The sequence below is a fragment of the Limnothrix sp. PR1529 genome, assembly GCF_002742025.1.
Lineage (GTDB): Bacteria > Cyanobacteriota > Cyanobacteriia > CACIAM-69d > CACIAM-69d > CACIAM-69d.
Genome location: NZ_LIRO01000042.1, coordinates 1 through 12,563, shown reverse-complemented (window position 1 = coordinate 12,563; position 12,563 = coordinate 1). Strand labels below are relative to the sequence as shown.

The following is a 12,563-nucleotide window of genomic DNA, read 5'->3' as shown; positions in this document are numbered from 1 at the left end:
CTTCCACCATGCGCACCGGAGGCGATGACTTGGCGGAAGCGTTGGCGCTGTTGGGGGTGCGGCCCCGCTGGGATGGGGCGGCGCGGCGGGTGGTGGGGGTGGAAGTGTTGCCCCTGTCCGCGATCGGGCGGCCCAGGGTGGATGTGACCCTGCGAATTTCTGGTTTCTTTCGGGATGCCTTTCCCAACCTAATTGAACTGTTCGATCGGGCGGTTTACCTGGTTGCCGCGTTGGATGAAGCCGCCGCCGACAACCCGATCGCCCAGCGTGTGCGTCAGGAAACCGCCCAATGGCAAGCCAGCGGCCTGACCCAGGAGCAGGCCAGCACCCGCGCCCACTACCGCATCTTTGGTTCCAAGCCCGGAGCCTACGGCGCAGGCCTTCAGGGCCTGATTGAGGCTCAAAACTGGCAAAGCGACCAGGACTTGGCCCGGGCCTATCTGAACTGGAGCAGCTATGCCTACAGTTGCGCGGGTCGTTCGGGCCCCGTCAGCGGCGATGCACCCAGCAATGGCCTGGCGGCCCCAATTGGGCGATCGGCCCTGGAAGCCTTTGAGCAGCGATTACGGGAAATGCAAGTGGTTTTGCAGAACCAAGATAACCGCGAGCATGACCTTTTAGACTCCGATGATTACTATCAATTTCAAGGGGGCTTAACGGCCGCCGTGCGCGTCATTTCCGGGCAACAACCCACCGTCTATTTTGGAGACCATGCGCAACCCGATCGCCCCCGTACCCGATCGCTTGCGGAAGAAATTGCCCGAGTGTATCGATCGCGCGTTGTGAACCCCAAATGGATTGCCTCCGCCATGCGCCACGGCTACAAGGGAGCCTTTGAAATGGCCGCCACCCTCGATTATTTGTTTGCCTATGATGCCACGGCTCGCTGTGTCGAAGACTTCATGTATGACGGTGTGGCAGAGGCTTATCTGCTCGATCGCACTGTTCAGGACTTTGTGCGCCAGAAAAATCCCTGGGCCCTGCGGGATATGGCAGAGCGTTTGCTAGAAGCCCATCAGCGCGGTTTATGGATCCCTGCCGATCCCCAACGGTTGGATCAACTGCAAGCGATCGCCCTGGAAGCGGAAGCCGACCTAGAAGCTCGCTCATAGCACGAGGGCAATCGGCTATTTCACAGCTCAAGAATTTCCATCATTCTTGCTGATTCCTACTGTTTTAGAGGCTTCTAATTGCCATCAATCTTCATAAAAGACCGAGTTTTTCTTGAAGAAGAAATTCGATGGGGTCAAAAATTCTCGCCAGACTATATCCTTAAATTATATCCTGACAGAAAATATTGATTCGCATCTAAATTTTAATGTCGATTCAAAAATAGCCAAGATAAAAAATAAAACGCATCTCATTAATAAAAAAATAAACAATAACCCAGATGGTGAATTTATTGATGAATTTAATTGACTACAAAATAATAGAACTTGCTGCTCGTGAAATTATCAATAAATATGGCAACTTCTAGACATTGAATTGAGAATCGGAGACACTAGAGATAGTTTCTGATTCAGCCTGAAACTTAACAAGCACTTAACTATTTTTTGGTATGACTAAATTCGGCGATCGCTGATCATTCTGGGGCGGCCCCAGTTTTGATTTGCAGCGATCCCTCGTTAACTCTGGCTGACGCGGCCCGCTTTTTTGATCCCAGCCAGCCTTCAAGGAGCCTAGCCATGTATCACAAAATTTTGATTGCCATTGAAGATCCTTCCGTTGACCATGCTCCTTTTCGTCAGGGGATTGACCTGGCTGAAAAACTAGGCGCGTCGGTCATGTTGCTGCATGTGCTGTTTCCCGGCGAAGGCAATGCCCCTATGCCCCCCGGCGACGATTTATTTTTTGTGCCGGCTTTTCTGCCTGATGATGCTTTGTTGCAGCGCTATCACGAGGCTTGGCAGTCCTATATTGACGAAAATCTACAACAGCTCAAAGTTTTGGCCGACGTGGCCGCAGAACGCCAAATTCCTGCCGAGTGGTCGCAAAACCACGGTTCGCCCGGTAAGGTCATTTGTCAGCTTGCCCACACCTGGGAAGCGGATTTGGTGGTGGTGGGGCATCGTCGTCAATCGACGCTGAGTGAGCTATTCATGGGCAGTGTCAGTAACTATGTGCTGCACCATTGTCCCTGTGCGGTTTTGGTGACCCAGGAAGTATCGGAGGAAGCCAACTCCAGCAAACCGGTGGCTAATCCGTAGGCTTGTTGCAGCGCCAGGGAAGTACGGAACCAGCGCCCGATCGAAACGTTAGGGTTTAGTTGGCTCAGGGGCTTGAATTTTCGACTCCTGCGATCGAGCCAATTTTGGGTTGAAGGTTAGGGTGGGATGGCCAAAATCTGAGCTTTGGTGCAAACATGCGCTAGATTTTGGCCGGCTCCCGATAATTTGCACGGAACAGCGCGATCGGGAATGGAACTAGGTAGTTAGTGCCCATCCTCGCGGTCTATGCTAGGCTCAACAGGAGGTGTTCTGGGGCCATAAGTTTGCCTCATAGCATCGGGCAATTTGCGTTAAGCATTCTCAGCAAACCCTCGATCCGCACGATCAGTCACGATCAGCTCAGTGATCAACTTAGTGTTAGTGATCAACTCAGATCCGCAGCGATTAGGCTTTTCAACCGATCGCGCAGCTCGATAACCCTGGCTAGAGAATACTCAGTTGCTCGATTGGGTCAGTGCCTTGGTGCTGCACTCACTAAGAGAATTGCGATCACCTAGCCCGTCCAATCCGGATCTGCTTGCTCCGGTCTTGTTTGATGTAGGCAATATGGAGATTGCGCTTTCACCCGATTTTCTAGTCCGTTTCTGGGGCGTGCGAGGCAGCATTCCTGCACCGGGCAAGTCCACTGTGCGGTATGGCGGCAACACGTCCTGCGTGGAGTTGTGTGTTGGCGGGCGGCGCTTAATTTTTGATGGCGGTACGGGCCTGCGGTCTTTGGCTGAGTCAATGGCTCCTGGCGAAACGCTGGATGCTTTTCTGTTTTTCACGCATTACCACTGGGATCACATTCAGGGTGTGCCGTTCTTCGCGCCCCTGTTCACGCCGGGCAATCGGCTGACGGTGTATGGGTGCCAAACGAATACGGGCGAGCCGCTGAAACATCATTTCTGCGATCGAATTCTGAATCCCCATTCCCCAATTCCCGTGGGACAGATCAAGGCGGAGGTCGATTTTTATGACCTAACGGCTGGGGATCAGTTTGTGGTGGATGGGGATATTGAAATTGAGACGGGGCTGCTCAACCATCCCAACGGAGCCATGGGCTACCGGATTACCTGGAATGGGAAAACGGTGGTCTATGCCACTGATACGGAGCATTTGCCCGATCGAATGGATGAGCACGTGGTGCAACTGTCTCGTGAGGCAGACGTGCTGATTTACGATGCCATGTACACCGATGAGGAATACAACAACCCCCGATCGTCCAAGGTGGGTTGGGGTCACTCCACTTGGCAAGAGGGAGTCAAGTTGGCGGAAGTGGCGGGCGTAAAGCATCTGGCGGTCTTTCACCACGAGCCAAACCACAGCGATGATTTTCTGGATGAAGTGGAACGGCAACTGAAGGAGCGATCGCCCGATTCTTTCCTGGCTCGTGAAGGGATGGAATTCAAAATTCCCTGACTGAAAGCAGACAAAGGATTTCAGACGCATTAATCGCATCAATACTGCGCCTGACCCAGCATGACTGAGTCAGGCACGATCCAACTTGGAAATTGCAACGGAACAATTAACCGCCGCTGACCGGTGGAATTAAAACCAGTTCATCCCCATCCCGCAGCAGGGTACTATCGGGCACAAACTGAAAGTTAATGCCGAAGCGGGTCATGTTTCGCCAATGTCCCAGGTTGGGATGCTTTTGGATCATCAGATCGCAAACTTCACCGGCCGTGATACCAGCGGGCAATTCCCAAATCAGCTCTGATTTGCCGAATGTTTCTTGATAGACGGCAAAAAGTTTGATCGTGATCCGAATGTGGGTGGGGCCGTGGGATTGGGGGTGAATCACCTGGCTTTCGGTGCAAAAGGCTTCAAATTGCCGATCCCAAGGATCCGTGGGTAGCGCGTCCAATAGGGCAAAGTCGAAACATACGCCGATCGTGTGGGTATTGGAGCGCACCTCCGCCAACAGTCGATCGTAGTACCCTCCCCCGTAGCCTAGCCGATAGCCCAGGCGATCGGCCCCAACGCAGGGGGCCAAAACTAAATCCGCCGCCGTTGGTTCCACCACGGGCGCATCGCTAGCGGGTTCCTGAACCCCATAGGCCCCCGGTTCTAGCGGTTCGCCCGGTTGCCAGCGATGCCAAATCAGCAATTCCCCTTGGCAACGGGGCAACACCCAAATTTTGTTGCGTCCCAACTCCGTTTGCGCCAAGGGCAAAATATCCGGCTCCAAACGATGGCTCACATAGGCAAAAATCACCTGTGCCGTTTGCCACTCTGGGAGGGACTGGATCCGATCGCGCAGGGCCGTGCTGAGGTTGTGCCATTTGTTTTGCGGCATAACCTGGCGTTGCAGTAACAGCGCTCTACGTAGCGGCTTTTTTTCTGGATTGGGACGATACATGGCAGAGCGGACCCAATGCAAGCGCGGGTCTTCGATGGTAACCCAATTACCGGGCCCGAATCATGGGAATCAGTGGGTAATTCAGGAAGATTAATGGAGATGGCTAGAAGCTGCCGTTGATTGCCTCTGGTCAACTTGGAGAGGGCTAATCCAGGCCTGGAGTTGGCGGCCTATCCTGGAAAAAACGAGCGGTAAAGGGTGGCGCGTTGGCCATGAAGCGCGATCGATTCTTGCGGTTAATGCTGGGTGGTGTGGCCGGTGCTGGTCTGGTGAGTTGTGGTCAGGGATGGGGGCTGAATGCTCAACAATCGTCATCCAAACAAGTCCCATCAACACAGTCCCCATCAACACAATCCTCACCAATGACAGGGCTAACGCAGGCTGACTCGTCCCGCCGGGTCTTGATTATTGGGGCGGGAATTGCCGGGTTGGCCGCCGCCCGTCAGTTGCGATCGCGTGGATGGGATCCGGTGGTGCTGGAGGGGCGCGATCGGGTCGGGGGGCGTTTGTGGTCTTTGCGACCCTCGGCCCTGAAGGGGGTGGCGCTGGATTTGGGAGCCAGTTGGATCCATGGCATCCAGGGCAACCCGATCACCGCCTTGGCTCAGCAGTGGCAAATTCCCACCGTGGCCACGGATGCCGAAAATCAGTGGCTTTATGACTGGGATGGTCGGTTAGTTGATGATGCCCGGCACGATCGCCTAGAGCAGGTTTTAGAGCAGGTGTTGGCTCAACAGAACCGGTTGCGGGAAAAGCGTTCCACCGATCGCCCACTGCTAGCGGACTTGCAAGCCTTGGTTCAGCGGGCTAACCTCACGGCCGACGATGAACGGGCGGTTTGGACATTACTGAAGGGGTCGATCGAGCATGAATATGCCGGATCGATGGCGGAGCTATCGGCCAATGAGTGGGATGCGGGCGACGGTTTTGAGGGGGCAGATGTGCTGTTCCCCACCGGCTACGACTCGATCGCCCGTCGCTTATCCAGTGGTTTGACATTGCAGGTCAACCAGGTGGTGCGCCGAATTGAGCATGATCAACAGGGAGTCAAAATCACCACCGATCGCGGTGAATGGGTTGGGATCGCGGCCGTGGTGACCTTGCCGATCGGGGTGTTGCAGTCGGGTCAAGTGACCTTTGCCCCAGCCCTGCCCGAGACCCACCAAAGCGCCATCAATCGACTGGGAATGGGCATTCTGAACAAAATCTATTTAGAATTCCCTCGCTCCTTTTGGCCCTCAGAGTCGGATTGGATCGGGTTTGTTTCCGATCCGCCGGGTTTGTGGAATGAGTGGGTGAATTTCCAGCGGGTCAGCGATCGCCCCATTTTGTTGGGGTTTAATGCGGCTCAACAGGGCCGCGAGCTGGAAGCCCTCAGCGATGGGCAACAGGCCGCCAGTGCCCTCAAGGCTCTGCGACGGATGTTTGGCCCCAAAATTCCTGACCCAACGGCGGTTTGGGTGACTCGTTGGGGGCGCGATCCCTTTGCGGGCGGCTCCTATTCCTTCCTGCGAGTGGGGGCGACCTTGAGCGATCGCGGTCAACTGACCAAACCCGTGGCCGATCGCCTATTTTTTGCCGGGGAAGCCACCTCTCGCAATCACGCGGCCACGGTTCACGGAGCCTATCGATCGGGTCAACGGGCTGCGGATCAGATCATGGCAATTCATGACGGTTCTGCCTAGGTTCCGCCTAGCAATTCACGGCCCTGAATCTGAATTGGTTAAATTGCGAGAGCCTTTGGCTGGCTTTCATCCCGATTGCTTTGTGCTTGAGTATGGCTTTCGGAATTAAGGGAAGGCCGAATTCATTAAAATTCGGTGTCAAGAAAATCTGGTTTTAATAATTCTGGTGTCAATAAATTTGGTGTGAATCAAATGGAACGTTGGTTTTTAGGCGGGGCTGGATTTTTAGGAGCAATGGCGGTGGCGGCTGGGGCCTTCGGCAGCCATGTGTTAGCGGAAAAACTGAGCGATCGCGCCTTGGCGATTTTTGAAACGGCTGCCCGCTATCAACTCATCCATGCGCTGCTGTTGGGGATGGTTGCGGTGGCGATGGGCGCGATGCCCAAACCCGTGGCCCCGAGCCTCCCGATCGCCGGGGTGTCTGCCCTGCTGGGGATGGTGCTGTTCAGTGGCAGCCTTTACGCCCTCAGTTTCGGCGCGCCCAAAATTTTGGGTGTCATTACCCCGATCGGGGGCGTGGGTCTCATTGTCAGTTGGCTCGCGTTTGGGCTGGCAGCTTTTCAAGGTGCAAAACCGTAGCCACCAGTAGGGAAATTTCGCCCCGATCGCCCAATTGCCCTTGCCTGATCGCCCGCCAATCGCGATAGAATACAGGAGCATTCAGCGATGGTTATCTACTCCCATAGCAGCCAGCTCAAGAGCACCTAGGAACAAATTAATTGGGAATGCACTAATTAATGCCTTGATTCCTGAAAGCTCAACTTAGTCTGCCGTTGCCCTCCTGGAATGGCCGTTGCCAAACCTAGCTTGGGGCGATCGCAACCCTAAAAACGCTGGAAAACACTGCTAACACCACGGGGCTGTCACGGTTTCGACGTGCTGGGAACAGGTACTGAGTGATGCAGGCCGAGAGCGGGCTAACTCTCGTAAATCAATGGCTCAAAAAAGTAGATGCGAACAACATCGTTCCTTTCGCTCGCAAGACTGTGGCTGTTGCCTAAGTTTTGTAACACCTCTAACTAGACGGTTGAGCACTCGCTGTCCGACTCCGTTAAGGTCACCGAGTTTAACCCCAACGGATGCGCTGTCCGGTCTTCTTCGGTTGGCCTGCTAGCAAAGACTTTAATCGAGGCATCCTACCGCTAGGGATTAAGTAGTGGTCCCTGTCTCAAGGGTCAACGAGACTAAGCCTGTGAATGAACAAGGTATAACTACTTGGTGCGGACGATGGGTTCGACTCCCTCCAGCTCCACTCCGTTACGGTTAGTCACTGATTGCTAATTAGAAACTGGTGATCTAAAAGCCGGTTGTATGGTTAACAAGCCAACGCATTAACTCACTCAAAACCCGACTTGGCATTGCGCTAGGTCGGGTTTTGCTTTTGTTCAACTTTTTGTTCAACCAAACTGTTTAAGCCGATGCTCTGAACCTAGTGGCCGTCGCCATCATCACCGCCATCGCTGTGGCTGCCACTATCGCTGACCATATCGCCCCAATCATCATCATCGGCGGCTTGGTTTGCTGTTTCGGGATTGCTGGTCGCTTCGGTGGGTTCTGGTTCGGTGGAGTCTGGCTCCGTAGACTCGATCGACTCAGGCTCCGTAGACTCGATCGACTCAGGCTCATTAGGAGTGCTTGCGATCGGCTCAGATTCCGTAGACTCGCTCTCCTCAACAGCCGCCGAATCCGTCACTAATTCAGAAGTAGCCAATAGATCAGCCGTGCTCACTGGTTCAGTGGCATCCAGTGGCTCGGGATCACCAGGAATCGGGAGATTCTCCGGGGCGATCGTGGCGACCTCTTCCTGGGGCGCATTGGTGGTTTCTGGGGGCGTTGCTGACTCTGGTTCAGGAACCTTGGCGGGCGCGGCCACTGGGGCATTTTCCAAATCGGGTAAGACTTTGGTGAGCCGGACACTGAGGCGCAGGAAGCTGCTGGGAACGTTGCCAACGGGAAAAGGCTCGATCGCGCTGAAGGCGGTCTGCGGAGTGAGCAACACCCACAAAGACACGAGGGCAACGGCGAGCAGCAGGCTGCCCAAAAGCGCTCCCAACCACACCACCAACAGCCCGATCGCCCGTTGATCCAGGGGGGCAATTTCCGCCGCCAAGGGGGAGAGTTGATCCAGCCGTTGCAAAGCCCAAAGCACCAAAAGGGACGCAACCAGCGCGATCGCCTTGGTTTCCCAGCCGGCCCAGCGTTGCAAAATTCGTTGCTGCGTTTCGTTGAGGCGATCGGCCCGCAGGCTCACCAGCAAAACCGAAAAGGGATAAAACGGGCGTAACCACTGCATGGCCACGATCGGAGCAGTTCCCAACAGCCCCACCAACAGCCAGTCCCAGCCACCCGGCAGCAGAGGATCCCCCGCCGCCAACCCCAGTAAACACAACTCCGCACAGAGGGGCAGCGCTGCCAACCCCGCCAAATGCACCCAAAGATACGGATCGCGTTTTGGCCCCTGCACGATCGACCTCCTTCCCTCTCTGTTTGATTCGTTCTGTGTGTTAGTTGCTCAGCCGGTTGAATGAAAGCCAGTTGAATCAAGGCTGTTTTAATCAAGACCGGTTTTATCAAGGCTAGTCCAGACCCAAACTTATTGGACTACGGCCAGTTGAATGACGGCTGGTTTGATCAAAATTCATTCATCAAAGTTCATTCATGGACAACCCGATCGGCCCTGCTTCTTCGGCTAAGGCGCTATCCAACGGCTGGGCAAGCTTTGTAACCAGCATAGACGCTTTCTGCTCGGTCTCCCTGTCGGCAAAAAAGCGTGCTGACATGCGCTGGTAGTGGTCGCAGAGGTTGGTTTTTTGGCGGGCAAAGTCCACGATCGGGCTGGAATAGGGTGGCTCAATGAAATTCCCGATGTGACCGTAGGCTGTGGCATCCAGCGTAGTTGGGCGATCGCCCATAAAAAAGGGCTTATCGGCCAGAAAATCTGAAAGGGCCTGCAAATCCGCCGCAATAAGTTGATATAAATCAGCGTCACTCAGTCGGCCCAGGCCCTGTTGCGTCATCTGTTGCAGAATGCTTTGGCGAAATTTCTCCGCGAAGGCCACGCTCTGGGCCTTGCTCCAGTGACTGGGAACCAGAGTCAAGACTAAGTTTTGATAGTCTTGCCAGTTTTCTTCATCGCGGTAGCGAATCGCAATTCCACCCCAGTAGAGATGTTCCTTAATCAGGCGACGGAAAGCCAGGGCGATCGCGCGATCAGCCTGGCTTAAACCGGCTTCCAAATCAATACCTTGGGTTTGGCGAAAGCGCTCAATAATTAACGCGGTGTCGCCCCATTTTTGCCCTGCTTCTTCAATAAAAGGAATTTTGCCATAGGGGGCCTGAGCCAGATCCTGAGCGGTGGCTAAGGCTGTTTGGTAGGGTAACTCGGCAATTCGTAACCAAGTTTCCAATTCCATGCAAGCCGGACTGACGCTAGCCAGCCCCCAACGGGACGGAGCAGTGTAGAGCGTAATCATTCAAAGCAATCAAAAACAGCAAAAATAATCAGCAGGCTCAGAATGGCTCAATGACGATCCAGAGCCACCTTGGGTTTCGGTTTCCCCGCTGGACTATTCCGTCAGTTTTAACAGACCCGATGCGATCGGGCTGTGATGCCAGACAAAAGAATTAGCCCCGATTAGCACGTGGTTAGTGACTAGTCGGGGCTGATGAAAACCCAGATCAAGGGTGATGGGGCGATCGAGCCGGAATCGATCGGACTATGAACTCGATCGCCCTCAGCGAAGCAGTGGGCTGATTCGCTGATTAACCTTCCGAAAATGTCCTAGAGGGACAGGGTGCGACGCTTGGCCACCAGGCGGTAAGCCTCGATGATGTCGCCCATTTGCCAGTCGTTGAAGCCCGAGGAGTTCACACCGCACTCGTAGCCGCTGTTCACTTCCTTGGTGTCTTCCTTGAACCGCTTCAGCGAATCCATGCGACCTTGGAACACCAGTTCCTTGCCTCGGCGCACCCGCAGCAGACAATCGCGAATCAGCTTGCCCGACTGCACATAGCAACCGGCCACCGTGCCGCGACCCACCGGGAACACACCCCGAACTTCCGCTTGACCCAGCGGTTCTTCCACCTCTTCCGGATCGAGCATCCCTTCCATGGCGGCCTGGATGTCGTCCAGCAGTTTGTAGATCACGCTGTATTCGCGGACATCAATACCCGCTTCATCGGCGGAGCGACGAGCACCAGGCGCGAGGGTGGTGTTGAAGCCCACAACCACGGCGCTACTGGCGGCAGCCAAGTCAATATCCGTTTCGGAGATTTCGCCCGGTGCAGCCAACAACACGCGCACTTGCACTTCGTTTTGGGGCAGTTGTTGCAAAGATCCCAGAATGGCTTCCAGGGAGCCTTGCACATCGGCCTTGAGCACGAGGTTCAGTTCCTTCAGCTCGCCCTCTTGTGCCTGACCAGAAATGCTGGTGAGGCTGACGCGACGGGAAGCCATGGCCTGTTGCAGACGGCTTTGGCGCTGTTGGTCGCTGCGCTGAGAGGCGATCGCCCGGGCATCTTTTTCGTTGGCGAAGACTTCAAATTCTTCCCCAGCGGCCGGAACTTCGCTCAGACCCAACACCTCAACGGCGAAGGAAGGAGTGGCGGCATCAACGCGATGACCACGATCGTCAATCATCGCCCGCACCTTGCCCAGAGCCGGGCCGGCGAGAAGGATGTCGCCAACTCGCAGGGTGCCGTTTTGCACCAGCAGGGTGGCCACCGGACCACGGGCCCGATCAAGGTGGGCTTCAATGACCGTCCCGCGCGCCAGGCGATCGGGATTAGCCATCAAGTCTTCCACTTCTGCCACCAACAGCAGGTTCTCCAGCAGGTCATCCAAGTAGAGACCCTTGAGGGCACTCACGGGAACCATAATCGTGTCCCCGCCCCACTCTTCCGGCACAAGGCCGCGCTCGGCCAGTTCCTGCTTCACCCGATCGGGATTTGCGCCTTCCTTGTCAATCTTGTTAATGGCCACCACGATCGGCACTTCTGCCGCGCGGGCATGGCTGAGAGCCTCGATTGTTTGGGGTTGCACTCCGTCATCGGCCGCCACCACCAAAATGGCAATGTCCGTGACCCGTGCCCCCCGAGCACGCATGGCCGTGAAGGCTTCGTGACCCGGTGTATCCAAGAAGACCACCTTCTTGCTGCCGCCCTCTTGATCCACCTGCACGTGGTAAGCCCCAATGTGCTGGGTAATGCCACCGGCTTCCCCTTGGGCCACCTTGGTTTTGCGGATCGAGTCGAGCAGGGTGGTTTTCCCGTGGTCTACGTGACCCATGATCGTGACAACCGGCGGGCGGCGCTGGAGGCTTTCCAGGTCGGCCACATCGAGCATTTCGGTCACCTTGCGGGCTTCCGATTCCTTCTCGGCGGTTTCCACCATCACCCCCAACTCCTCGGCCACCATCGTGGCTGTCGGAACATCGAGGGTTTGGGTAATGCTGACGGCCATCCCTTTCAAGAACAGGCGCTTCACCACTTCCGTTTCTGGAACGGCCAGCTTTTCGGCCAACTCGGCCACCGTCAGCCCCTCCGTGAGGGTAATCAGCTCCGGTCGTTCCTTCTTGACCTGTTGTTCCCGACGTTCCCGTTGAGGCGGGCGCGAGGCCCCCTTCTTGGTAACCGGTTTGGGCTGCGGAGCGGGCTTCGGCGGGGTCACACCCTTGGGCTTCGGCGGCCGGGCGATCGATAGGCTGACCTGGAAGGGAGCCGGCTGACCGTCCACCCCTTCCATCATCAGTTCATCATCTTCTTCGAAGTCGTCTTCGTCTTCGAATTCCACCTGGTTACGGCGCTTGTTCTTGCCAGCCTTGTCCTTGGCAATTCTGGCCCGCTCTTCCTCTTCCGCTTCCCAATCTTTGCCCTTCTTGGTGGGGCGATTCAGGGTCGGTCGATTCAGCTTGTTTTCATAATCTTCGCCGCTGCTGGCCGGACGTGTGGGTTTTTCCAGCAGTTTGGCCGCGGGGGCTGCGGCCGTGCCGTCAGCGCTACCGTCGGCTGTGGCTTCGGTGGGGCGCACGGGTTTCGGCCGGCGCAACTCCACGATGGTTGGCGGGGCCCCTTTGCCAGGGCCACCGGCTGCGGGGCCTTTGGCCTCGCCGGGCCGGGTGGGGCGGGATGGGCGACTGGGCGCACCCGCGCGGGGTTCAGCAGGCTTGCTTTCGGCAGGCTTGGCTGGCCGCGATGGCGGCCCCACCAGCTCGGGTTTTTTGACCGGGCGCGGCGCTGTGCCGGGACGGGGCGGGGTTTTCAGTTCGGCTTTCTTTTCGGCAATGGGTTCCGGTGTTGCCGAAGCGG

At 56.0% G+C, this 12,563-nt stretch carries 9 protein-coding genes and 1 other RNA gene; 6 read left to right on the top strand and 4 right to left on the bottom strand.

What is annotated here, in order from left to right:
- From AMR42_RS07055 to AMR42_RS07040, 3 genes are all read left to right on the top strand, one after another.
- Positions 1-1,112 (top strand): cobaltochelatase subunit CobN (locus tag AMR42_RS07055; protein ID WP_199858113.1); only part of this gene is annotated, 1,112 nt, incomplete at its 5' end.
- Between the two features lie 573 nt (positions 1,113-1,685).
- Positions 1,686-2,207 (top strand): universal stress protein, encoded by a 522-nt coding sequence (locus AMR42_RS07045; RefSeq protein ID WP_099532754.1) that lies wholly within the window; start codon positions 1,686-1,688, stop codon positions 2,205-2,207.
- A gap of 567 nt (positions 2,208-2,774) precedes the next feature.
- Positions 2,775-3,629, top strand: a complete 855-nt coding sequence (locus AMR42_RS07040) for an MBL fold metallo-hydrolase (protein ID WP_099532753.1) — start codon at positions 2,775-2,777, stop codon at positions 3,627-3,629.
- A 106-nt stretch (positions 3,630-3,735) separates the two neighbouring features.
- On the opposite strand, the gene AMR42_RS21485 is transcribed toward AMR42_RS07040, so the two are convergent.
- Entirely contained in the window at positions 3,736-4,572 is an 837-nt protein-coding gene (locus AMR42_RS21485) for a 5-formyltetrahydrofolate cyclo-ligase (RefSeq protein WP_158234391.1), read from the bottom strand.
- A gap of 362 nt (positions 4,573-4,934) precedes the next feature.
- On the opposite strand from AMR42_RS21485, the gene AMR42_RS07030 reads away from it, so the two are divergent.
- The 3 genes from AMR42_RS07030 (at position 4,935) to ssrA (ending at position 7,512) form a co-directional block, all read left to right on the top strand.
- A complete protein-coding gene (locus tag AMR42_RS07030; RefSeq protein WP_158234390.1) occupies positions 4,935-6,257 on the top strand; it encodes an FAD-dependent oxidoreductase in 1,323 nt (440 codons plus the stop codon).
- Between the two features lie 192 nt (positions 6,258-6,449).
- Complete coding sequence (locus AMR42_RS07025) at positions 6,450-6,836, top strand: DUF423 domain-containing protein (RefSeq protein ID WP_099532751.1); 387 nt, start codon at positions 6,450-6,452, stop codon at positions 6,834-6,836.
- A gap of 277 nt (positions 6,837-7,113) precedes the next feature.
- Positions 7,114-7,512, top strand: a transfer-messenger RNA (tmRNA) gene (ssrA, locus tag AMR42_RS07020).
- Positions 7,513-7,686: 174 nt separating this feature from the next.
- Here the strand turns inward: ssrA and AMR42_RS07015 are convergent.
- The 3 genes from AMR42_RS07015 to infB form a co-directional block, all read right to left on the bottom strand.
- Positions 7,687-8,721, bottom strand: coding sequence for a low-complexity tail membrane protein (locus AMR42_RS07015; protein ID WP_158234389.1), 1,035 nt, complete (start codon positions 8,719-8,721; stop codon positions 7,687-7,689).
- Positions 8,722-8,902: 181 nt separating this feature from the next.
- Complete coding sequence (locus AMR42_RS07010; RefSeq protein WP_099532749.1) at positions 8,903-9,730, bottom strand: glutathione S-transferase family protein; 828 nt, start codon at positions 9,728-9,730, stop codon at positions 8,903-8,905.
- Between the two features lie 308 nt (positions 9,731-10,038).
- Positions 10,039-12,563: translation initiation factor IF-2 (infB, locus tag AMR42_RS07005; protein ID WP_099532748.1), on the bottom strand; the 2,525-nt coding region annotated here is incomplete at its 5' end.